The 23,859-nt window shown below is 58.9% G+C and carries 18 protein-coding genes; 10 read left to right on the top strand and 8 right to left on the bottom strand.

Annotated elements, in window-relative coordinates; all coding sequences use genetic code 11:
- Positions 1-118 precede the first annotated feature (118 nt).
- Positions 119-1,720: a glucosamine inositolphosphorylceramide transferase family protein gene (locus FBZ99_RS19190; RefSeq protein ID WP_145634326.1), complete on the top strand. Its 1,602-nt coding sequence runs from the start codon at positions 119-121 to the stop codon at positions 1,718-1,720.
- On the opposite strand, the gene FBZ99_RS19185 is transcribed toward FBZ99_RS19190, so the two are convergent.
- Positions 1,690-2,427: a 4'-phosphopantetheinyl transferase family protein gene (locus tag FBZ99_RS19185; RefSeq protein ID WP_145634324.1), complete on the bottom strand. Its 738-nt coding sequence runs from the start codon at positions 2,425-2,427 to the stop codon at positions 1,690-1,692. The genes FBZ99_RS19190 and FBZ99_RS19185 overlap by 31 nt on opposite strands.
- A gap of 1 nt (position 2,428) precedes the next feature.
- Positions 2,429-3,613 (bottom strand): DegT/DnrJ/EryC1/StrS family aminotransferase, encoded by a 1,185-nt coding sequence (locus FBZ99_RS19180; protein WP_113353577.1) that lies wholly within the window; start codon positions 3,611-3,613, stop codon positions 2,429-2,431.
- Between the two features lie 212 nt (positions 3,614-3,825).
- Between FBZ99_RS19180 and FBZ99_RS19175 the strand changes: the two genes are divergently transcribed.
- Complete coding sequence (locus FBZ99_RS19175) at positions 3,826-5,544, top strand: GMC oxidoreductase (protein ID WP_233788497.1); 1,719 nt, start codon at positions 3,826-3,828, stop codon at positions 5,542-5,544.
- Between the two features lie 86 nt (positions 5,545-5,630).
- Here FBZ99_RS19175 and FBZ99_RS19170 read toward each other — a convergent pair whose 3' ends face one another.
- Together FBZ99_RS19170 and FBZ99_RS19165 are read right to left on the bottom strand one after the other, a co-directional pair.
- A complete protein-coding gene (locus FBZ99_RS19170) occupies positions 5,631-6,467 on the bottom strand; it encodes a methyltransferase, TIGR04325 family (protein ID WP_145634322.1) in 837 nt (278 codons plus the stop codon).
- A 39-nt stretch (positions 6,468-6,506) separates the two neighbouring features.
- Positions 6,507-8,057 (bottom strand): oligosaccharide flippase family protein, encoded by a 1,551-nt coding sequence (locus FBZ99_RS19165; RefSeq protein ID WP_246661139.1) that lies wholly within the window; start codon positions 8,055-8,057, stop codon positions 6,507-6,509.
- Between the two features lie 236 nt (positions 8,058-8,293).
- On the opposite strand from FBZ99_RS19165, the gene FBZ99_RS33165 reads away from it, so the two are divergent.
- Positions 8,294-8,467 carry a hypothetical protein gene (locus tag FBZ99_RS33165; protein ID WP_162718440.1) on the top strand — a complete coding sequence of 58 codons (174 nt, stop codon included), beginning with the start codon at positions 8,294-8,296 and terminating at the stop codon, positions 8,465-8,467.
- On the opposite strand, the gene FBZ99_RS19160 is transcribed toward FBZ99_RS33165, so the two are convergent.
- The 4 genes from FBZ99_RS19160 to FBZ99_RS19145 all read right to left on the bottom strand — a co-directional run bounded on the left by FBZ99_RS19160 (position 8,457) and on the right by FBZ99_RS19145 (position 15,149).
- The gene (locus FBZ99_RS19160) at positions 8,457-9,149 is read right to left on the bottom strand and encodes a sugar transferase (RefSeq protein ID WP_069615122.1); all 693 of its coding nucleotides are present in this window, start codon (positions 9,147-9,149) and stop codon (positions 8,457-8,459) included. The two genes, FBZ99_RS33165 and FBZ99_RS19160, sit on opposite strands and share 11 nt — an antisense overlap.
- A gap of 132 nt (positions 9,150-9,281) precedes the next feature.
- Positions 9,282-10,589, bottom strand: coding sequence for a glycosyltransferase family 4 protein (locus FBZ99_RS19155; protein WP_113353328.1), 1,308 nt, complete (start codon positions 10,587-10,589; stop codon positions 9,282-9,284).
- A gap of 4 nt (positions 10,590-10,593) precedes the next feature.
- Positions 10,594-13,851, bottom strand: a complete 3,258-nt coding sequence (locus FBZ99_RS19150; protein ID WP_233789986.1) for a nucleotide-binding protein — start codon at positions 13,849-13,851, stop codon at positions 10,594-10,596.
- A 29-nt stretch (positions 13,852-13,880) separates the two neighbouring features.
- The gene (locus FBZ99_RS19145) at positions 13,881-15,149 is read right to left on the bottom strand and encodes a polysaccharide biosynthesis/export family protein (RefSeq protein WP_246661138.1); all 1,269 of its coding nucleotides are present in this window, start codon (positions 15,147-15,149) and stop codon (positions 13,881-13,883) included.
- Between the two features lie 381 nt (positions 15,150-15,530).
- Here FBZ99_RS19145 and FBZ99_RS19140 point away from each other — a divergent pair, with 381 nt between their 5' ends.
- The 7 genes from FBZ99_RS19140 (at position 15,531) to FBZ99_RS19110 (ending at position 23,802) form a co-directional block, all read left to right on the top strand.
- On the top strand, positions 15,531-16,718 hold the full coding sequence (locus FBZ99_RS19140; RefSeq protein WP_145634315.1) for a glycosyltransferase: 1,188 nt from the start codon (positions 15,531-15,533) through the stop codon (positions 16,716-16,718).
- A 387-nt stretch (positions 16,719-17,105) separates the two neighbouring features.
- Positions 17,106-18,809, top strand: coding sequence for a putative bifunctional diguanylate cyclase/phosphodiesterase (locus tag FBZ99_RS19135; RefSeq protein WP_113331223.1), 1,704 nt, complete (start codon positions 17,106-17,108; stop codon positions 18,807-18,809).
- 53 nt (positions 18,810-18,862) lie between these two features.
- The gene (locus FBZ99_RS19130) at positions 18,863-19,357 is read left to right on the top strand and encodes a ubiquinone biosynthesis methyltransferase UbiE (protein WP_246661137.1); all 495 of its coding nucleotides are present in this window, start codon (positions 18,863-18,865) and stop codon (positions 19,355-19,357) included.
- On the top strand, positions 19,354-20,529 hold the full coding sequence (locus FBZ99_RS19125; protein WP_113353330.1) for a class I SAM-dependent methyltransferase: 1,176 nt from the start codon (positions 19,354-19,356) through the stop codon (positions 20,527-20,529). The genes FBZ99_RS19130 and FBZ99_RS19125 overlap by 4 nt, the downstream gene beginning before the upstream one ends.
- Entirely contained in the window at positions 20,526-22,886 is a 2,361-nt protein-coding gene (locus FBZ99_RS19120) for a SpoIIE family protein phosphatase (protein ID WP_113353331.1), read from the top strand. Before FBZ99_RS19125 ends, FBZ99_RS19120 begins: the two co-directional genes overlap by 4 nt.
- Before the next feature lie 4 nt (positions 22,887-22,890).
- Positions 22,891-23,445: a slr1658 superfamily regulator gene (locus FBZ99_RS19115; RefSeq protein ID WP_145634313.1), complete on the top strand. Its 555-nt coding sequence runs from the start codon at positions 22,891-22,893 to the stop codon at positions 23,443-23,445.
- An 18-nt stretch (positions 23,446-23,463) separates the two neighbouring features.
- Positions 23,464-23,802, top strand: a complete 339-nt coding sequence (locus FBZ99_RS19110; protein ID WP_069615114.1) for a slr1659 superfamily regulator — start codon at positions 23,464-23,466, stop codon at positions 23,800-23,802.
- Positions 23,803-23,859: the final 57 nt, after the last annotated feature.

The following is a 23,859-nucleotide window of genomic DNA, read 5'->3' as shown; positions in this document are numbered from 1 at the left end:
TTACGTGAAAACAAAAGGATAGAGCGCTTTCGCGACTCGAGAAAGCGCAAAGGCTTCAGGTAGCCGCCAATGCCTCGGACCATATCCGGCAAATGGTCGAGCCATAGAGGAAACAGTTATGAACGAGACCAAGCCATTGAGGGTCGGCATTCTCGTCGCGCGCGGACATGCGCTCGAAAATTGGGAGCTGATGATCCTGGATCGAATTCTGGCCGCCCCGGGCCTGGAGCTTGCAGCCGTGCTGACCCATCCTCATCCGTTCGGCGTCGGCAAGGCATCGAAGCTGTTGTCCTGGAGTGCGCGACTGGAGGCTCAGGCTCTAGCGCGTCAACCCGCCTATTTGCCAAAGCATTTCAATAGCCGCCGTCGTTTTGTCGACTGCTACGAATCCGATGGCGACAAGACGGGCGCTGTCGACAACATCACGGCGGCGTCGCTGCGCCGTCTGAAGCTCGACCTCGTCATCCGCATGGTTCCAATGAGCATGGCCGACGAAGCGATCGCGGCTCTCCCATTCGGGGAATGGGCCTTCAACCTCTCCGACCAGCGATCGGCGGATGTGGATTGGTACGGCTATGCCGAGATCCTTGCTCGCGCGTCGACTGCCGATCTGGTCCTTTATGCCAAGCGCGGTGGCAAGGCCGGCAGGTTCGAGATTGCGCGGGCGTCATTCAACATCAAGCCCAGTGCAGCGCGATTGAGTGCCTTCGTAAGGGAGCGAAGCGTTACCCTTCTGCTGCGGGAGCTGACGCGGCTCGCCGACACCAGGCGGTTCAACCCATCCGCTTTTGCTGGCTCGATCATCGAGCAGGCGCCATCGCCCGGCGATCTCTTTCGCTACGGCTGCATCGTTGCGGGATCGATCTCGGTCAAGGCCATCAAATCGATCAGGGCGAGACTCCGCGCCGAGTCGGCCATATGGACACTTTATACGGGACACGGTCACATCGATGATTTCGATCCGAGCAAGGCCGTGGAAATTCCACCTTCCGATAACAGGATCAAGGCCGATCCGTTCCTGTTTCAGGAGGATGGCAAATGCTACCTGTTCTATGAGGCCTATTCCCACGGCGACCGCAAGGCGCATATCGCGGTCGGCCGTTTCGACGGCGATGCGCTCACGCAGGTTGGGGTGGCGCTGGAGCGCCCCTACCATCTCTCCTATCCATTCATATTTCGCGATGGCGACCAGATCTTCATGATACCGGAAACGCATCAAGCACGGCGGCTCGAGGTCTGGCGCTGCCGTGAGTTTCCGGTGAAATGGGAGCTGCACGCCACTGCCTTCGAGGGCCAATCGCCGGCCGATAGCGTCTTGATCCGCCATGGCGGCAAATGGTGGCTATTCACCAACCTGTCGGATTTCCATGCCTATGAAGACCATTGCAGCGAGCTCTATCTGTTCGAAGTCGACGGCCCGGCGCTCACAGGCATAAGACCCCACAAACGAAATCCGGTCGTGATCGGGAGTACCGAGGCTCGAGGCGCAGGGCGCATCTTCGAACGTGGCGGCAGGCTGTTGCGGCCCTCGCAGCACAATGCATACGGCATTTATGGCTATGCTCTCAACATCATGGAGATCGAGAGACTCACGCTCGACGACTATCGTGAACGCCGCATTCGCACCATTACCCCGGCTTTCAAGGCCGGACTTCATGGTTGCCATCATTTCGATGCCGTCGACGGTCGCTACATTCTCGATGCGCGGCTGACCATCTGACTGATATTTCCATTGCGATAGCGCAGGCCTACCTGGTGCCCGCCGGTCGAGGCAACAACGGCGCCAGCGAAGTTGGCCGGTGTCGCAAGCTCCAGAATGGCCCAGTTTTGCGGTGCATCCTCGTCCTCCTCCAGCCGTTCCAATCGCGATTGCTTCGATCTGTCGAACGTGACATCGAAACTGTCGAGCGGCAGCGACAAGCCGGCACCATGGGCTTTGATGAACGCTTCCTTGCGCGTCCAGCAGCGATAGAAACCATCCAGGTAGCTGTCAGCCGGCAGAGATCGAAGCGTCTGATACTCCTTGCGAGAGAAGAACCATTTCGCAATATCTTCCTTCAGGAACCGAATTTCCTCGATATCGATGCCGAGTTCATAACGATCGGAAACAGCAAGAACAGCCCGGTCGGCGCTGTGGCTGAGATTGAAATGGATGGGACAAGCGCCGCCGATCGCGACGTAAGGCTTGCCGTTGTCGCCGTAGTCGAAGCCTATCGACCGCGGCGGAATGCCGAGATAGCGCCCGAGGATAACCCGCATTCCGGTCCTGGCGGCGACGAAACGATGCCTGTCCCGCTCATGGACGAAGCGAATGGTCCGAACGCATTCGTCGAGCGACAGCAATGTGATATACATGCCGAGATCAGGCAACGGCATGTCCAGCTTCCAGTGCCAGACATCGATTATGTCAGGCCCGATATTCTCCATGTCAGATCGTTGCGTAGAAGAGATTGGCGTTCTTCGATTTTGCCTGCCGTGACATCCGCCTCGCCATATAGGCGACCAACGCGACGGGATAGTTTTCTCCAAGGCTGATGCGGCAGCTGCGCTTCAGGATGTCAAGTGTCTGCGCGCAAAGTTCCGGTGTGTATTCGATCTTGCGATCGGTCCAGTGGAAGGGGTTCATCGCCGGATGGCCTGTGCGTTGCTGCAGAACAGGTTGCCAGTTGGTATAGACATGGCGGCTGGAATCGAACAGCCGATAGACACCGCGCTTGTTTTCCTCGGCAAATCGCTTGGCCTCGTCCGACGTCTCGAAGATGACGTGGAGGCCCGCCGCATTGCCGATATCGTTGTGGGGCCCCACCATGATCTGTCCGCTCTTGGCGAAGATTTCACTCATCACATCATAGCGCTCACGCAAGCGGGCAATCATCGGATCAAGCTTTTTCAACTGCACGTTCAGCATGGCGCCTTGAATCTGGCTCGCCTTGAAATTCACCCCCAGCATGGGCGGTTCGTTGGCATTGTCGAGATGGCCGCGAAACATGGAGCCGATGTCGTGATACATCCGGGCGCGCGCAAACAGCCGCGCGTCGTTCGTGACAACGGCCCCGCCCTCCCCGCAATTGATGTTCTTGAACTGATTGAAGCTGAAGGCTCCGAAATCACCGATTGTCCCAACCCGCTTGGTCTTGTAATGCAATCCGACAGCCTGGCATGCATCCTCGATGACGACGAGGTTATTCTCCCGGGCAATGCGCATGATGCTGTCCATGTCGCATACCATGTTCGACATGTGGACCGGAATGATTGCCCTCGTCTGTGGCGTAATCTTACGCAGTATGTCCCGCGGATCCATCGTGAGCGTGTGGTCGATATCGACCAGGACCGGCACCGCGCCGGCGGCCAGTGGGGCGGCAGCGGTCGCGATCCAGGTATAGGCGGGCACGAGCACTTCATCCCCGGGACCGACGCCGGCGGCAACCAGCGCCGAGATCAATGCGCCGGTTCCGCTGCTGGTGGCCAAGGTATGGCGGACACCGAACTTGGTGGAAAAATCGGCTTCGAAGCGCCCGAGCGGGCCGCCGGTCTCGTCGCTGTAGCGTGCCAATTTGCCCGAGGCAAATACCGGCGCGAGCGCCAACCACTCCCGTAACCCCACCTTGGCCATGATCTTCGCTCCCAGGAAACTCGGCATTTGCTGGAGAGCCTAGCCTGTGATTGATGCATTTTCAGCATGGACTTCCGACTGAAAGAAGCGCCGGAACCGATCAGATCACCTATCCGAAATCGGTAGATATCGCGCCCGCCTATGCCAATCGAACAGTTATCCGCATGCTCGCGATGCTGGTAAAAACTAGGAAAACGAGCGGGAAAACGATCATGATAACCAGTGACTTGAGGTCTATGCCGGAAGGCATTGAAATACATGCCGATATTGCGATCGTCGGTGGCGGACCGGCCGGAATTGCGATCGCCCGCGAGTTGGTCGATACCCGCTTTCGGGTCATTGTCATCGAGAGCGGCGGCCAGGATTACGAGGCGGAAATACAGGCGCTGAATTCCGTCGAGAACATTGGCGAGCCATTCATGTCGGCGAATGCCGTGCCCGAAGGACGGGGCTATACCGGCGGATTGGCATGGCTGAACGATGTTCCCGCATTCGAGTTGCGAAATCGCATGCTTGGCGGCAGCAGCCATACATGGATCGGCAAATGCGCCGCCTTCGATGACATCGATTTCCTGAACCGACCGTGGCTTCCGCTCTCCGGCTGGCCGATCGATCGCGGGCAGCTGCTGCCTGCTCTCGATCGTGCCGGCAAACTGCTCAACCTCGGGCCGAACCTCTACGATGAAAGCCTTTTTGCGCTGCTTCGTTCACGCCCGGACGATCTTGGCCTGGACAAGCGGCTTCTGAAACCTTTCTTCTGGCAATTCAGCCACATGCGCCATCCGCGTGCCGAGCCGACGCGCTTTGCCCGACTTGCTGGCGATATCACGGCCGCGAACATAAGCTTCCTGACGCATGCCACGGTGACCGAGATCAATGTCGACAGCCAGGGCCGTCGGGTGACCTCGCTCAATCTCCGGAGCGCCACCGGCCGCAGCGCGACTGTCCGTGCAAACACGATCGTTCTTTGCGGTGGGGGCGTCGAGAATGCACGCCTGCTGCTCGCATCCAATTCCCTTCTGCCGGCGGGCATAGGCAATGAGCATGATGTTGTCGGCCGCTATCTCTGCGACCACCCCCGAACATCGCTCTGCCGCTTCACGGGACGCGACATCGACGTGATCGCACGTCATTTCAATTTCTATGGCCTCAGCCACGAGGGGCGCACGCATTTCTATCTCAGGGGCCTGTCCCTAAGCCCTGAAATTCAGGCACAGGAAGGCCTTACCAACTGCGCCGCCTATCCGGTGCAGCTCCATGCTCGGGATGATCCCTGGGCGGCGCTGAAGCGCTTGACGAAGGGGGTGGGCAAGACCGTCATGGGAGATCTTGCAACAGTCGCGAGATCGGCTGATATGATCAGCTCGGGGCTCTACGAACGCCTCGTGCGCAAGCGCGGCCTGCCGCATCGCTCGACGGAATTGCGCTTCGACGTCATGGTCGAGCAACAGCTCGATCCCGAAAGCCGTATCATGCTCGCCCAACAGCGCGATCGCTTCGACCAGCCATTGCCGCGGGTCAACTGGAAAATCGGCCAACGCGAAATAGCCAGTGTCAAACGACTTGCAGGATTGATCTCGAAAGAATTCGTTCGCGTTGGCTTACCGAAACCAGTGCTGCCGGATTGGATCGCGGCGAGGGAGAACACCCAGCCCGTCTTCATGGATATGGCCCATCCTTCCTGCACCACCCGCATGGGAACCGATCCGCGAACGAGCGTCGTCGATACCAATGCCATGGTTCACGGCATCGATGGCTTGTTTGTTGCCGGCAGCTCGGTCTTCCCGACGCCGGGCCACGCCAATCCGACGCTGATGCTACTCGCCTTGGCTATCCGCCTTGCCGATCACCTCAAGCAACGGCACGCCTCCAAGCAATCGCACAGACCGGATCATCGGAACGAAGCGGACCTATCGCTCCATCGCGGCTAAAACCTTCCGCTCGAATCGCGAAAATGCTCCGGCCTTTTTGCGCGATTCCCGACGGAAAACCGCTATGCACTTTTCCCGGAATTATCCTAGCCCAGCCGAAAATAGAAACCGGCGCTCTCGCTACGGCCGAGTTCCGGGTGCGTGTCTATGGCGTGGGACAGGGAGGGAATGGACCAGCGGTCGACCTGCTTGTAGCCGAGCTTTGCGATATCGTCGATGAAGTCCGCCTCGTTGCGCATGTGATAGGGGACATAGGACCTGCCGATGCGTTCCAGCGTGACGACCGTGCCGCCCTTGCGGAGCGCAACCTTGTTGAGGATCAGGTGCTGCGGCCGGGAGGGCATTTGCGATAGCAGTCCGGACAGCGGCATATCGAGATATTGCATCAGCCCCGATCCGAGCAACAAAGGCATCTCGCCGGCATCTCCAATCCGATCGACAAAGGACAGGCTCGTCAGGCCTTCCTTCTCGGCAAGGCTCTGCCCGGCGCGGACGATGGCCGGCAGATCGTAGACGACCCAGCGAAAAGCGTCGTCGAGCGGCAGCAGGGGACGGAAGGCGCGATATTTCGTGCCCATGTGCCCACCAGCATCGACGAGGCCATCGATCTCGTGCAGCAAATTGCGGACCCAGAACAGCACCGGATAATCCCAGGGGGCCACCTCACACATTTTGACGAAGGCGACGGTTGCGATCTCGTCATGATCGTAGCCAGCCATGGTCTGCCTGCGGGCGGAGGCCATGGCGGCGTCATAGGTGTCATAGGCGCCGGTAAACCGCCGTGGAAAGGGCAAGAGATAATTCAGCCTTCCTCTGGCAAGGCGCAGTGGCGAAAGCCCTTGAGCGGCCGCCTGTGCGGCGCTCTTCAAGGCCGAGCGCGCATGCGCCGACCATGACGCATTGGATTGCAACGAAGCCGTCATCCTGCATCCCCCTATCTAAATCCATCCTGTCGTTGCCGGTCACCGCCTGCCCGAGAGAATCGAAACCGCACCTCCGCTCATCTTCTCCAGAGCAAGTAACGTGCAGACATAGATTGCACCGCCCGAGACCACCTGCAGCAGTACAGTCAATACGCGCTGCATGCTGAGCGATCCGGCGAAATAGCCGAGCCCGTAAACCGCCGACGCCATCAACACCACGGCAACGGCAAGATAACCGCTCTTGCGCAGCACACGTCCCCACCGAAGGCCGCCATAGTTCTTTTGCAGGTGCATCGATGTTAAAAAGGAGATCAACGACGCCAGACACTGTCCCCAGGCGGCAGCGGCCACGCCGAAAGGCGCCAGAAGCAGGATCAGGGAGACGGAGACCACCGCATTCAACAGCAGGGTGGGAGGCATGCGCCTGATATTGCCCGACAGGGATAGCAGGGCTTCCGTGACGTAGCCCGGCATCAACAGGATCTGTTTTATCGACAGGATCGCGACCAGAATCGCCGCTGGCGCCCATTTTTCGCCGAGGACGATGTCGATCAAATCGGACGATATGAGCGAAAGGCCGAGATAGATCGGCGTCGAAATTGCCATGAGAACCGTCATGAAGATCGTTGCGGAAGGACCGGCGTCGCGAACCTGCCTTCCGTCCGCTCCGATCACGATCGCGGCGCGGCGAAACAAGGTCCAGGCCAGCATTCGCGCTGGTTCGCCGATGAGTTCGGAAAATGCCGCGACGATACGTTCCGCGACACGATAATAACCTGCCTCCGCGAGGCCCAGAAAGCTGCCGATCGCGAGCGTTCCGGAATAGGATCGCAGAAAGAGGATCAGCCGGTTCGACAGAATATGGCTGGAAAATTCGAGAATCTCGCGCGCGAAAGGCCAGGTGAGATGCAGCTTGGGACGCCAGCCAAGCACGGCCACCGAGCCGGCAAGACAAACGAGCTGCGAAACGAGCCGGCCGGCCGCGAGCGAAAACACGTTCCAGCCGAGCCACAGCCCAAGCATCGTAGCGCTAAGCCCGGCAACTTCGCTTGCCATCCGGATGGTGGCCTGCTTGCGCAGCAGGCCACGTGCGACCAACAACCCATCGTAAACCGCGTAAAGGGACGATGGCAAAAACCAGCAGCTGAAAAGAACGAGGAGTAGCGCTTCATGCGGCCTGCCGAAAAGGAGCCAGGCAATGGCGGAAGCAAGCAGCCCGACGATCGTCACGAGCACCCCGGCGACGATCGAAAGCGTGCCGATCTGGTCGAGCTCGCGATCCGTACACTCGGCCTTCATGACGAACTCGCCCCATCCGCCTTCTGAGATCACGACGAGCATGACGACAATAGCGGAACTGAACGCGTAGAGACCGAATTCGGCCGATTCCAGCACACGGGCGGCGACGAGGAATATGAGAAGCTGGACGACCTGAGATACGACTTTCGAAACGAGCGTCGAGGCTCCATCGCCGACGATCGCGGGCATGCGGGCGCGTAGCCAGTAACGTATGCTCGTCCAGACGGCACGCTTGGGGCGAGGCGGAAAGTTATCCATCAGCGCACCGTCGCGGCAAGTAAATACGAGCATAGGCGGCCTTCGCATCGCCCGGTTGAGAAATCCCATTGAAGTGTAACATGATAATCCACAGTTGTTTCCAGCCTTGCACCAGATAAAGTCTATAGTGTTCCCATTCAGGACATGATTCCGTGCAATGAAGCGCTGCCTGCAAGCGGGGTGCGCCGGAATTATTCGATTTTCCATCAGAGAAATTATTACCCTGAACGTCAGAGTCCGATGGAAGTTCTCGGCAATAGAAGAGGGGCTTGCCGGCAATCGTCATGAAACACCACGCAGAGCCGCTTATGAAAGACGAAAACCATGATCGCATCGCCCCGGAACGGCCGGGTGGATTGCGCCAGAAACTTTTGCTTCGTTGGATTCTGGTGATTTTCTGCCTTGTCGTCTGGATTGCCGTAGCCGCTTTTTTCATTTGGTGAGACGTTCTTTTTCGTTGCGTGCAAGCAGCACGACGCCAACCGTTTTTACGAGAATTGCAAAATCGGTGCGCAAGGAACGGCTATGGAAGTAATCCAGATCAAACTGGATACGCTCCTCGTAAGTGGTATCGGCATGGCGGTTGACCTGCCAGAGGCCCGTGATCCCCGGCCGCAGCCCCAGATAACAATAGAGATTGGCTCCATAGCGATCGAGCTCCGCGGCAACGACAGGTCGAGGTCCGACCAGGCTCATCTCACCGCGCTGAACGTTCACCAGTTGTGGTAGCTCGTCGGCGCTGCTCATGCGCAGGTATTTCCCGAGCCAGTGCACGCGAGGGTCGTTCGTCAGCTTCTGTGTCGATAGCCACTCCTGCTTTCGCGTTTCGTCACGTGCCAGTAGTTCCGCCAGCTGCCGATCGGCATCCTTGCGCATCGTGCGGAATTTCAGGCAGTCGAACGGGCGTCCATCGCGGCCGACGCGCGTATGGCGATAGATGACGGGCCGGCCGTCGACCAGAAGCAATGCAATCGCGATGACAAGCAGCGCCGGCGCCAGAAACAACAGCCCGAGCCCAGAAAGAACAAGGTCGACAATACGCTTGGCGCGTCCCCTTCGTTCCGCCCGCTTCGCCTCGCGGCGAGATCGCTCGCGATGGGCAATGCTGTCAAAAGTCGATAACATCTTCCGGACCCCTCACCACCATCATGCTTCCTTCAAAGGCTGCCAGCTGCCCCAATCCTTGACAATTGACCCTGCGGACATTGGGTTAGTCCCATTGGCGTAGGACGCCGGGCACAGAGCTACCCACAAGCCTCAGCCCGCTTCGTCGATCAGTCGATGGGCGGCTGAAAAGTCGTCGTCCAAGGTCGACCGCAAGTTCGTTCTGGCAGCGTTTGCGCGGTCGAGAACACGATCGTACAGGGTAAGCAATGCGTCGCGCCATGAGACAGGTGTGTGCGCCAGCTCGCCTGATCGGCGGAGGCAATTCACGCTCATCCGTCGAAGAAGTATGTCATCGCTGGCAAGCCGGCGCATTCCGCTTGCCAGCGTTTCCACCTTGCCGCCCTGAAAGGTCAGTCCGCATCCGAGCATCGCGAGTTCGTCGCCGAGAAGCGCGGTATCCGGCAAGATCACCGGTATGCCGCTCGTCACGGCCTCGAGCGCCGCCAATCCGAAAGGTTCCGGCACCCGAGAGGAAATGACGAGGGCGCGCGCGTCGCAAAGGATGTTCCGCATCTCACTCTTGGATTTCCAGCCGTGAATGACGACTTCGGGAAAGTCCCGCTCCAGCCGACCGCGGCCGGCGCCGTCGCCTATGATCTGCAGCTTTCCACCGGCAAGCCGCGCCGCGATCGCGGCATCTTCAAATCCCTTTTCCGGCTCCAGCCGACCAACAAAGAAGAAATCGCGCTTCTTCCATGGCTCCGTAGGATGATCGAGGAAGGGTTCGACCGGATTGCGAATTGCCTCGATATTGCCCATGTTGATCTGGCCGCGGGCGAAGTATTCGCGCATACGTTGATGTACGACGATGATATTGGCGGCAAATTGCTGGATGGGGTAATAATGCTCCCTCACCATATGGCGGGCCGATCTCCAGATCTTCTCGTGATAGCCGCGCTTGTCGCAGTTTGTCGCCAGACAGCCGAGCGACATCGGCGTCAGAGGGCAGACCTGGCTTCTCCGGTAATTGGCAAATCCTCCGTTCGGGCACGAGAGGAAATAGTCATGAGCGTGCAGGACGACTCGGTCCCGAACCGGCCATAGGGCGCGGAAAATCGACGGCGATAGGATCTTCGACCAGCCGTGGACATGATAAATAGTGCCCTTGGTATCGACGCGCGACATGAGAGCGCTCAAGCCTTCATAGGCCCGATGGCTATAAAGACCGCTGGCAAGTGCGCTGAGACGCGGCTGCTGCGTTAGCGGCTGTGCGGCCAGATTGATGGTGTCGGCCGCTGGCTGTTCGGAGCCGGCGCCATCGCCGGCGAAGTAGGTCACGGCTACCCCGGCTTCCTGCAGCAAAGTGGCCGAGAGCATCGCCAGATTCGATGCTCCGCCTATCCTGGCGGAGCGGTCGTTGATGATGACGACACGATCGAGGTCGGATGAGCGTGCCACCGGATTATTCCAGCGCTTCGATGTTTTGGGGCGCCAACCTGCCCTTGAGGAGATCGCGAAGCGCGATGACATTGCCCTTAAGGCGGCCCTTGCGGTCGACCCAAGGCTCCGGTCGCCAGACCTTGACGAGGTTAGCCGCGAGATTGCGGCCGATCTGCATTGTTGCCTGCGGCACGCTCATCGTGCGCTTGCGCATGAGATAGAGCGGGTTGGCTATTTGCGAATAGCCGAGACGAACACCGCCCGGTCGGCCACCTTTCGTGCCGAGATGAACGCCTTCGAGTTGCTTGACGCTCACGACCTGGCCGTAATGGGCCACGAGTCTGCTGAAATCGACATCCTCGAGCCAGCCATAGAAGGGTAGGTTCTCGTCAAAACGCAGGGCCGCGGCTTTGACGACGGCCATGCGGATCGCCATGTTGCAGCCATAGGCATTGTAAACAGATCGGATTTGCATCGAGGGCTCGGAGCGGCGGCGGCGCTCCGTGCCGACCAATCGTAAGCCGTCACGAACGGAAATGCCCGGTCCGGTAATGCCGTCGGCCAAGACCGTGCCGGTGCACATGGCGACATCCGGCTGCAGCTGAAACAGTCGTTCCGTTTCTGCGATATAGGCAGGCGTCATCAGAAAATCATCATCGAGGAAAAGGACGATATCCGCGTCCTGAACGCTGTCGAGAATGCGATTGCGCTGACGGCAGAGCCCGCGCTCGCTGATAAGCACCCGCACCGGAATGTCGAGATTTCTAAGGCAGCTCGGATCGATGTCTTCCGGGGAGGAAAGGCAGACGACGATCTCGTCCGGCTTCCGTGTTTGGCTGGCAACATGGGGGAGGATGGACGACAGGATATCGCGGCGGCCGGAGCTTGCAACACCGAGCGTGATCTTCAAGGGCCGGCCCGTTACGCTGCCCGTAAGTCGTCGCGCCGACGCGCGCACCTGGCGACGATCCTGACGGCGGCGCCAAAGCCGCTTGTCCTGGCGGTGGCGCCTCTCATGGCTGCGGTTGGCGATGATGCCGAGGATATTGATCGTTGTCGTGCCAAAGCTTGCCAGCGCGTCCGACAGCCTCTCCACCGTCATCTTGTTCGTCTGACCGACGACGACGACAATGCCCTCGAGATAGGTGCAGATGACGCGGGTATCGGCAGAATCCTCGAAGGCAGACATATCGACGATGACGACCTTGTATCGCCGGCGCAACAAGTCGATCTCAGCCTTCAGCGCGGGCAGATGCCCATAGCGCTGAAAAGCGGTCACGGATTTTTCGGTCTCGTCGACGGTGACGACCGGGACGCCACCATGGGCCTGCATGACTTCCGCCTCGGGCTCATGCTCGGCCTTCGCGACAAGCAGGCCGCCTTCATGGGCGACGGCATAGCGGCGCGGCGCATCGTTGATGCTCAAGGCCTCCATGCCGAAATCCGTGCCGGCTTCGGTAACCACGCAGCTCAGTCTCGCATTGAGAAAGTCGGCGTCGACGAGCACAACGGATGCACCTTCGTGCTGATAGAGCTGCGCGAGATTGGTCGCGATCGTGGTCTTGCCTTCGCCGGTGCCGACCGAGGTGATGCCGATCACCATGGGTGCGTTCGGCGGAAATGCGGAATCGATCGAGTGCTTGACACCACGCAAGGCTTCCGAAAATTGCGAATAGGGCGTATCGAGCACGGATCTCAACGGCAGCATCGTTCGTCGCCAGCCCGCGTTGGCGGCCGCCATTCTTCCCGGCAGGAAGGACGGGCTCATGTAGACGGGCACGTGGCCAAGAGAGCTGATCCCCAATTCCCGCCGCAGCTTTTCACTGGAGCTAACGCGGCGATCCAGGCCGTCCCGCAAGAGCGCCGCCATGACACCGGCCGCAAGGCCGAGCATGGCCGTGAAGGGCAGGACGAAGGAAGACTTCGGCCAGCTCTTTGCCAGCGGCACGGCGGCCGCGGTCACGACACGAACATTGCCAAGCGGAAACGATTCCTTTTGCAGCGCGCCAATCAGCTGCTGCAGGATGCTTTCATACATCCGTCGGTAGGTGGTGGCGCGGCTTTCCATCTCCGACAGCTCCACCCTTGCCAGATTCTTGTCCGTTCCGGCGTCCTTAAGCGACGCCAATTCATCGCTGAGCAGCTTCTCGCGGGTTTGGGCGACTTCCAGATTTACCTTGTAGACTGCCTGGATACGCTCGAACTCCTTGCGCATATCTCCCTTTATTCGATCGATTTCCTGCTGCGCGGCAATGATGGCGGGATTATCGGCATCATATCTGCCGGTAAGGTTGTTCAATTTGATTGTCGCAGCTCCGAGATCCTCCTGCAGCTTCTGTATGCGCGGATTGTTCATCGTCTCATCGACATCGCCTTCGACTTTACCACCCGACATCAGCTGGTTGAGTGTCGCGAGCTTGGCTGATTCTGCCGCCGTCTGTGCCTTGGCCGCGACTGCTTGACTACTGATCTCCGATAGTTGCTGCTGATCGAGGGAGGACGATGTACTGATCTCCATGATGCCGTTTTTAGCGCGAAACTCCTCAACATTCATCGCCGCCTCGCGAGCTTGCCGTCCGACTTCGATCAAACGTGTCTCCAGCCATTTGGCACCACTTTGCGCTGCCGATGCCCGCTCCGACAGGCCGGTGCTGATATAGGCCTCTGCAATCGCGTTCGCCGCCAGAGCCGCCTTTTGCGGATCGACCGAACTATATCCGATCTCAAGAATGTAGGACTGGCCAACGCGGGTAACCTCGACTCTGGAGAGGAAGGAGGCCATGGTGCGGCGCATGAGATCATCCTCCGTGGTTTCCACTTTCGCGCTGCCATCATCGCCGTGCTTGAAGTAGCTGAAGAGTGCGCGCAGCTTGTCATGCAGCGTCGCCTGCCAGGACATGCCGCCGACTATTTCCGGATCTTCCGTGAGATTGAGTTTCTGCACGACCGCGCGCGCGATCGCCTCGGATTTGACGATCTCGACCTGGCTCGCGATTTCCGCCGCCTCGATGATGACCGTTCCGGTGAAGGCGTCCTGCGAGACGATGCGTCCCTGGTCTGGATCCATGACGAGCCGCGTGGTCGCCAAATAGACCGGCTGGGTGGTCGCCATGTAGAAGCCGCCGACGCCGAGGCCCGCCCCCGTAAACAGTGCGAAGATCATCCAGTGGCGCTGCAGGAAACGCCAGACGTCACGAAAGGAGATATATTCGCTGCCCCCTGTCCCCTTGGCGCTCGAAGGAATGCTGCGCAAGCCCTTACCGATCTCGTGAATTGCCATGATTGTCGCCCCACATTGCTCGCTTATCACTATTGAGATTGGCCGGTATCGGCAGACGAAAGCGCCGTGCCGTCCAGGCTTCCGGAAATATTGTAGCGCACATCCAGAACGTCCCCCGGCTGCAGCACGGTCGCTTCCGATGCCTTGATCGCATTGGCCTCGTCGCCGTTGCGGGTGATCCAGTATTCCATCGGCTGGAGATCGAGCGCCTTCATGCTCTGACTCCTCGAAAGCGAAGCGCCCGAAAGCTGCAGAAGTTGCAGCGTCGTGTTTCGCTTTAGTTTGGTATCCTCGATTTCGGTCTCGGTAGTCTGCAGCAGTTGGCCGGCATCGGTCTTGCGCTGGCCCTTGAGATTGAGCGCGTCACGTTCGGTCTCGCTCAGCTTCTGCTTTGCCTGCATCGAAGCAACGACAAGATCCAGCTTGCCTGCCTGCATCTCGGCGACGATCCGCTCCAGCGAGGTTTTCCGAGAGGTGGTCAGGATCTTCGTGTCGACCAGCTTGGAAATGTCGCTCAACTCGTCCTGCGCGATCTTCACCTGCTCGTCCTGCGACGACATCTTCTCATCAAGGATGTTGATTTCGTTGCGCAGCAGCACTTCCAGATCCGCGGCGGCGGCGAGTTGCTGACGCAGAGCATCTGCCCTGGCATTGAACAGGTCTACTTCGCTCGTCATGATCTGCCAGATGGCCGATCCCTCGGGAGCGACCTTGATCTCCGGCGGGAATGTGATCGCCGGCTGATCGTTGAGTTCGGCCATCAGGCGGGCCCGCCGGGCGCCGAGCTGTTTCAGCTGCAGCTCCATCCGGCTGATCTCGCCGGCATAGCTGACCTGCTGCGCCTCCGAGTAGTCACCGGTCTGGCTGGACCGACGCTCACGCCCACCCGCCATGGCAACCGCCTGCTTCACCGTCAGGCCGGGCCTGAACTCCAGCTCGCTCGGCTTTTCGACAGCGCCGGACACGTAGATCATCGGATATTTGACCACCTCGACCGAAGCGGTCGGTGCAAGCGCCAGACCGGTGATCTGCTTCAGCTTGTCGCCGATATCGGCGCTGATGTCCTCGACGGTCTTGTCGCCGACCCGCATTTCTCCGATCATCGGAATTGAGATCGAACCCGATTGCGACACGACATATTCGCCGTTCAGCGCCGTCCATTCCTTGTATTCGCCGGTTGCGGCGATCCATTCGACGATGGCGACCTTGATCCGCGCCTGAGGTCCGACACGATAGGCGTCGGCCGCCGCAGCACTCGCCATGCCATGCATCCCCACGCCGGAAAGAAGCAACGCCATCAACCAGGGCGCCATCAATCGAGATGGCCTGGAGATGGAATGGTAAGCCGAAGCGCACACTCTGGACATGAGTCTAAATCTCGCTTTCTTGATCGCTTGCGCCATCACACGGAAAAGGCGCCATGGAGCGAGATCAGCAGCTGAACGCATAACGTGTAAATCCCCTACCGAAGCAACAGGGCTTATCATTTCTGGCAGGGAGGTAGGCGACGCTGCCGTCTCTTGGTCGGATGGGCATATCCTTGTGTGCAGGCACATACCGGCAGCTAAATCTTTTGGTCACTCGCTTCGGCCATTTGTATGCCGCGCTGAACCGATGTAGGCCCTGTCGCAAAAGTTGCCGGCTGCCCAATGTTGTCTCGACCCATGGAGGGAAGAGCAATGCGGGTAGCGATCGTGCATTATTGGCTGGTATCGATGCGCGGCGGAGAAAAAGTGGTCGAGGCGCTCTGCGACATGTATCCGGACGCCGATATCTTCACTCTCGTCTATGATGAAAGCCGTGTCTCCGAGAAGATTCGCAGGCACAAGATTTTCACCTCCTTCCTTCAGCGGATTCCGGGTGCCGCCAAGACCTACCAATCGCTCTTGCCGCTGATGCCCTTCGCGTTGGAGAGCTTCGACCTCACCGGCTACGATCTGATCATTTCCAGCGAATCCGGCCCGGCCAAGGGTATCATCCCGTCGCCGCGGGCGACGCATATCTGCTATTGCCATTCCCCCATGCGGTATCTTTGGGATCACTATCACTTCTATCGATCCCATGCGGGCCTCGCATCCCGGCTCATATTGCCGATGCTGGCGCCGATGCTGCGCTCCTGGGACGTCAATACGAGCATGCGCGTCGACCGCTTCGTCGCCAACTCGCATCATGTCTGCGACCGCATCGGCAAGTATTATCGGCGGCCCGCGACCGTGGTCTATCCACCCGTCAATGTCGATGACTTCACGCCGGCGCCATCGACAGAGGATTTTTATCTCTGCGCCGGCCAGTTGGTTCCCTACAAGCGGATTGATCTGGCGGTGAAGGCTTTTACCCGGATGAATCGCCAACTGGTCATCATCGGCGAAGGCAGCGAAGCGGAGGAGCTCAAACGTATCGCCGGTCCCTCGATCACTTTTCTCGGCCGGATCCCATTTCCAATATTGAGAGAAAAGCTCGCGCGCTGCCGTGCGCTGGTCTTTCCCGGCGAGGAGGACTTTGGCATGGTTCCGGTGGAAGCGATGGCCAGCGGGCGACCCGTCATCGCTTACGGAAGTGGGGGGGCGCTGGAAACGGTCGCGCCGGGAGTGACTGGCATTCTCTTCGACCAGCAGTCCGTCGATGCGCTGATCAAGGCCGTGATCGATTTCGAGGCCATGCAGCACCGCTTTCACCCGGAAACACTGCAAGCGCATGCGGAACAGTTCAGTCCCCGCAAATTCACCGCGAGCATGCAAGCGATCATCAATGAGGAGTTGCTTATTCGCAAGGCCGCAAGGCTTCGCAGCCACCCTGTCGTTCAAGGGGGCCGCGAAGCGCAATTGCCGGTCCTTGCGATGGAGCCGCAAAGCAGGACACTTCAGTAGAAGGCGGCGGGACTGCGACCGCTGGCGTCGATCGGAAAAGAGGACACTCCACGAATCAACCATGGAGCCATCGAAATCACCCGATGGAAACACTGCAATCTAAACGCATCGTGCGATCTGGGAGTGCAATCTTCTAGCACTCAAAATGAAACAGATAATATCGCCGCGGTCGATTTAATCTGCACATGTTTTAGCAGTCATTGCTAAATATGAAGGTCTAGTAATATATTCGCTTAAAGCGGCTGTCACGTTCTGATAAGTTACGACTTGCGCCCGCACGATCGATGAGACTGCGATTGTTGATGCGCACGCTCCGATGCGAACGGACCAGTTGAAACTGAAGAATGGCCGGATTTTGTTTGACCGGCTTGGGGAGGACGAGGCCATATGCCTGAGAACCGAGTGGATCGGTCGCAGCAAATTCCATATGAGTCCGAATCCGACAACGGTTTAGAGGCGGTTATTTCGCTTTGGAACCTCGATCTCAAACTGCTCGACTCCTCTAAGGGATTCAAAGAGCATATCGGCCTTCCCACCCGGAACAAGGTGACATTGTGGGAGGCCTATCCGGCACTTGCAAAACCGGCGCTTGCCGAGCTCATTCGTCAGGTAATCGATACAGGTGAAGCTCGCACGATCCCGCTCGACGATCCGAGGCGAGGAAAACGCAACGTTGTCGTCTCCTACATTCGAGTAGGCCTCCTGATCGTCGAAACCAACGGGGCAAGCTCGAATGGGAACCTGCCATCCGACGACGGTGAAAAAGCGCGGCTGATCCATCAGGCAACACACGACGCGTTGACCGGATTGCCCAATCGCCGCCAATTCAGTACCGCGCTGGCGCAGCTCCTTCCGGCGAGCGGCAAGATCGGGCCGGCGCTGATGCAGCTCGATCTCGATGACTTCAAGCCCGTCAACGACACGCTCGGCCACGGTGCCGGCGACATCGTGCTGAAACTCGCCGCCGCACGAATCAAGGAAGCGCTCGGCGAGGGCGGAACGGTCTACCGTCTCGCCGGCGACGAATTCGCCATCATCCAGGTCGGACCGCAGCGTGCCTTCGAGGCGGAGCGACTGGCAGACGCGCTGGTGAGCGAATTCAAGAAGCCGTTCACGGTCAACGGCATCTCTCTTTTCGTCGGCGTAAGCGTCGGCATTGCAATTGCGCCGCGCGACGGCAACGAGGGGGAACAGCTGATGAAGGCTGCCGATGTCGCCCTTTATGCCGCCAAGAAAGAGGGACGACGGCGGGCGCGGACTTTCGATCCGGCCATGCTGATCGTGGTCGAACAAAGGGAGCTGCTGCGACGAAGCCTGCGCGTGGCGCTGCAACGCGACGAGTTCTTCATCGAATATCAGCCGCTGGTGGAGTCTTCGTCCCATATAGTCGGCTTCGAGGCGCTGCTGCGCTGGCGGCATCCGACCCTCGGGATCATTCCGCCGGCCGCTTTCATTCCCATGGCCGAAGCCGACGGCCTCATGCGCGAAATCGGTCAGTGGATGCTGGAAGAAGCCTGCCGCGAGGCCTTGGCATGGCCGGCGCATTATACGCTCGCAGTCAACCTTTCTCCGGCGGAATTCCTGACGCCGGGCCTGACCGATCGCATCTCCCAAACGCTCGATATCGTCGGATTTCCAGCCGAGCGCCTGGAGCTGGAAATCACCGAAGGCGTGCTTCTGGAACGCACGACCAACAATCTCGACACGCTGAACACGCTGAACGTGCTCGGCATCCAGATTTCCCTTGATGACTTCGGCACGGAATATTCCTCGCTCAGCTATCTCAAGAATTTTCCCTTCGATACGATCAAGATCGATCGCTACTTCATCAGGGATATTTTGCAGGACGGCAAAAGCCAAGCCATTGTGCGCTCCGTGATCGGGCTTGCCCACGGTCTGGACATGCGGGTGACCGCGGAAGGCGTCGAAACGCAGCAACAGGCCGCCTGGCTCCGGGAAGAAGGCTGCGACCGCCTGCAGGGCTATAGCATCAGCCCTCCGCTCAGCGCCGACAAGCTCGATGATTTCATAAGGCGGGGTGCGCGCACTCAACCGGTCACCACATTCGACGAATATCACGCCAGCCCGTGAGTTTCGCATTTCGTTCGGGAATTTCTTGAGGGGGTAACATGGAGGAGGTGCAAATGGGCGCGGCCTTCGAGCCATTGCTTGAGCTGGAGATGGAGATGGCGACCCTGGTGGCGGACTGGTCGCATTGCGACCAATGCGCCGCTTATGTGGCACGCATGGTCAGCCATGATCGCCACGATCCCATCCGTCATGCCAACCTGCTTTCGTCAGCCCTGAATGAACTCTTCGAGATGTCGTTTCATACCAGGGAAAGCGGCGGCACCCTTACCTGCCGCTTCTACCGGAATGGCTTGATCGAGCGAATCGAACTGACTTTTCCCTGCTCGGCCGAACAACGCGCTTCATATCAGGCAATCGTCGAGCGCATCGGAAACGGCCATGCGCTTGCAAACTATCTCGATGTCATCACCGATGACGCCGCGCGTGCCGAGCACGCGATCCTTCTTGGCCTTGCCGTCAATTACGATGCGGATATCGAGCTGTCCGATCAGGATACAGGCGTGATGACTTTCGTGGTGGATCTCGCACTCGAAAGGCTACTCAATTGAACAACCCCTCCTCTAGCCGTTTCACAGCGCAATTCGATGCCAACAATCAGGAATTTTCCCTGTCGGGAGTCCTTAGACCGCATTCGGTTGCCGAGCTCGCCGATGATCTCGCCCTGCTGCGAAACGGTATCGAGACGGTGAACGGTGTCTGCTACATCAATCTGAAGCGCGTCATCCACATGAACAATACGGCGTTCCGCGCCCTGACGCATGCACTCCTCGATGCCACCCGGTCGAGGCCGGATCTCAAACTGACGGTCGTCGCCTCGAGCGTCGTCGCATGGGCATCGCGGCTGTTTCGCCATTTGAGCGATCTGTCGCCCAACATCGCCGTCGAGATCTACGATTCAGCCTTCTATCCCGGGCAGACGTTCGTGGAGAACCAGAGCTTCATCCCGATCCTCCGAACCCAGACGAAAATGACCTGGCGGCACGAACGCGAGATATTGCCGCGACACGGCCTTCGTGAGGGTTTGCATATTGCCGACATCTGTTGCGGCATCGGCGATTTCGCCATGCTGCTGCGAAAGGATTTCAAGCCGGCGCGGATCGTTGCCCTCGATCACTCGGTGACGAGCCTGGAATATGCCCGCAAGGTCGCGGACGACTTCGACGTCCAGGATATCGAATATACCTATGGCGATGCATCCCAGATGCTGTTCGAGAGCGACCAGTTCGATTTCGTGACCTGCAGGCATTCGCTGCAGATCTTCGACCGTCCGGATATTCTGCTGCGCGAGCTCTATCGCATATGCAAGCCAGGCGGCAGGGTCTACATCACCAACGAGAAGAACTCCCATTGTCTTGGCGAGCCCAGAGCCGACAGCATCCAATGGACCTATAACGAGGTCGCGAAGCTGTTTGCCCATTTCGACATGGATGTCGAAATGGGTCCCAAGGGCCGCCGCATGCTGCTGGATGCCGGCTTCAAGGATGTGCGGATGGAAAGCTTCATGGTCACCAATCTCGACGGCGATCCCCAGGATTTCGCCGACATCATCACGGCGTGGCGGAATGTCTACGCAGATGAGATGGCGGTCCGAAGAGGGGATTCGGCCGCATTCATCGAGCGATTCAAACAAGGTTTCGCCGACCATATTTTTGCCGCGCTCCACCCAAGAGGCTATGCCGGCTGGCCGATCTGGGCTTCCTCGGGACAGAAACCGCTATGACAGACGCGTCAACCGCCAAGCAACGGCTCGGACTGCGCTCCTTTCGCGCCAAATTTCTACTCGTGGTCGGGGGTGCCGTTCTTTTCGACCTGCTCGTCAGCGGCGGCCTTGCGCTCTGGAACGTCCAGCGTCTTTCGCGCAACGCCACGACGGAAGTGGGACAAGGCCTGGAGAAGGCGAGCCAGGATTACATTCGCTCCTATGCGGATTCGACCGCCGCGGAGGTCGGCCTGCTGATCGACCAGGTCCATTCCGACGTGAAGGCGCTGGCGGGCGTGCTGCAGGGACAGATCGACAACCCCGCGCGAAGCGTGGATGTGGGGGCCGCCATGAGCAGGGCGTCCCCGGGTGCCGTAACGGTGTCCTACGACCCGGTTGGCCAGTGGTCACAGAACTTGCCCGGCACGCCCTCCGTCATCAGTGTCTGGGGGTACCTGCTCGATAAGGATCACCATCCCCTGCCCCAGGTACAGGCAGACATAGAGTGGAGCGCGGTGCTCGATCTGGTCGCCCCTTCATTGCTGCATAACGGCGCGTCGAAGCTGCAGATGTATTATATCGGCCCCAGGGAGCGTCCGATTTTCCGGACCGCTCCCTATACGACGCAGGCACAGACCTTCGACCGGCTCTATCCCGGCCATAACAGCGCCGATTTTTGGACATTCTTCTTTCCGGGCCTCTACGAATCCTGGCAGCAATGGGCTTCCAACCCGTCATCACGGCCGGTTGCCGATTACATCACCCAGACCGCTCCCTATACCGACGCCATCACCGGCAAGCTGATCGTCAGCTTTTTTCATCCGCTCTGGACGCCGGATCGGCATCAGGTGGCCGGTGCCGCTGGCGCTGATATCACGCTCACGCAACTTGCCGAAATCGTCGAGCATGTGAAAGTCGCCCAGACCGGCTTCGGCTTCCTTGCCATGTCGAATGGAAATGTCGTCGCGATCAATCCCGTGGGCGAGAAGGTCATCGGCTTGCGTGCCGCCAATGATGCCGCCGCCAAGGGCGTCACCGGCGTCGATCGATCCTTGCGCAACAGCACGCAAACGGCAATCACCACGCTGCCACTCGAGGCCGACGGCGTGATCCAGCATATTACCCTTAGCCAGCAGGGAGAGGATGTTCCCTACCTCGTGGTCGTCAAGCAATTGCACCCGACCAATCTTTGGGTGGATGGACCGGTGCAACGCGAGGTCATGTCGCTCGGGATAGTCGTGCCCGAGCGCGAGATCTACGCCTCGCTCATTGCCGCCAAGGATGAGATATCGCGGGCGACCAACCGCATCCTGCTTTATCAGATCATGGCGGTCCTTGTGTCGCTGATGATCGTCACAGCGGCGGTCTTCGCTGCTTCGAAACGCGTCACCAGCGGCATCAGCGCGCTGGCGAGCGCCGCCAAACGCATACAGGCGAAGGATTATTCGGTCCGGGTCGATATCTCGACCAGGGACGAGGTGGCTGAGGCCGGCATCGCATTCAACCGGATGGCGGAGGATATCAGCTTCCACACCGAAAACCTCGAAAAGCTCGTCTCGGACCGGACCAAGGAGATCGAGGCCGCCAAGGAAGAGATTTCCACCCTCAACAGCCAATTGAAGAACGAAAATCTGCGGCTGGGTGCCGAGCTCAATGTCGCCAAGCAAATCCAGCTCATGGTCCTGCCGCGGGCCAAGGAACTGACGGCGATCAAGCATCTGGAGATCGCCGCCTACATGCGCCCAGCCGACGAAGTCGGCGGCGATTACTATGATGTTCTGCAGAACGGAAACAACCTCAAGATCGGCATCGGCGACGTGACCGGCCACGGGCTGGAGAGCGGCGTGCTGATGCTAATGGTGCAATCGATCGCCCGCGCCCTGCAGGAAGCAGGCGAGATGGATCCGGCAAAATTCCTGACCGATCTCAACCGCGCCATCTTCAAGAACATCGAACGGACACGGACGGACAAGCATCTCACCTTGTCGTTCCTCGACTATGACGGCGAGAGATTGACCATATCCGGCCAGCACGAGGACATGATCATCATTCGCCAGGACGGCAAGGTGGAGCGGATAGATACAGGCGATCTCGGTCTTCCTGTTGGCCTCGAGCCCGACATAGCTCCCTTTATCGATACGCGGCAAGTATCCTTCGAGAAGGGCGACATGGTAGTCCTGCATACAGACGGTGTCACCGAAGCGGAGAATTCGAAGGGCGAACTGTTCGGCTTCGACAGGCTTTTGGAGGATGCCCGCCGGCTACATGGCGGGACTGCGGAAGAAGTCGTCGAGGGCATACTCGACGATTTGATGGCTTACATCGGGACCCATAAGATCCATGACGATATTACCCTTGTGGTGATGCGGCACAGGTGAGGAGATGACAACAGCAATTTTCGGCAAGGAACATCTGGTTTCGTTCGACGGCACCAATGCCCTTCGCATTCGCCTGTTCGACGGACCTCTTCACTTGGCGTGGCGCCATTCGGCCACGACATCCGACTTTATCGCGGAAACGATGGCGCTCGATTTCCGTGCTTCCGAGCGCCAATACAAGACGGTACGGCACGATATCGGTTATTTGACCAACGAGCTCATCGAAAACTCCATCAAGTTCCGCGCCACGGGCGAGATCCTGATCGAGGCGTTGAGGGATGACCATCATTTCAGGATGCGGATCGGAAACTTTATCGACCGCGACGCGACTGAACGCTTCCAGGAATTATTGCTGAGGGTTACGGCCGGCGATCCCGGCGATCTCCTGATAGAACAGATCGAGGCAAGCGTTCTTGCCGGCGACGATGCATCCGGGTTAGGACTGTTGACATTGATGAGCGACTACCAGGTCCAGTTGGCCTGGCATTTCGACGAGGATGGTCCGCACAAGCGGATCAAGCTGCAAACCTATGCCGCAATGGCGATTTCATCGGCGTGAACCAGCGAGAGGCCTTTTATGGAAATCAAAGAAGAAGCATTCCGCGTCTGGTCCGAAGGCAGCACCCTTTATTTTGACGGAACCATGCGTCTGGCGGGTCCCGACGCCTATGCACCGGTCTATGATCTGGCCAGGACGATCCTTCATGGGGGCGGAGGCAAGGCGACTTTCGATCTCACCGGTCTGCAATTCTTGAATTCTTCGGGCATCAACCTGCTTGCCAAACTGACGATAGAGGCGCGCAAGCATCCGGATGTTCATCTTACCGTCTGCGGCTCGTCGCAAATTCCCTGGCAGATGAAATCATTGCCAAATCTGAAAAAGCTGCATCCGCGCCTGGATCTGCGCCTGACCTAGCCATCAAGCGCCCGCGCCCCTATCCTTGCCGCTCCCTCGGGGTGTCAGAACGCTCAT

The organism is Rhizobium sp. ERR 1071 (assembly GCF_007828675.1).
GTDB lineage: Bacteria > Pseudomonadota > Alphaproteobacteria > Rhizobiales > Rhizobiaceae > Rhizobium > Rhizobium dioscoreae.
The sequence above is the reverse complement of the archived record's forward strand: the minus strand, read 5'-3'. Positions and strand labels throughout refer to the sequence as shown.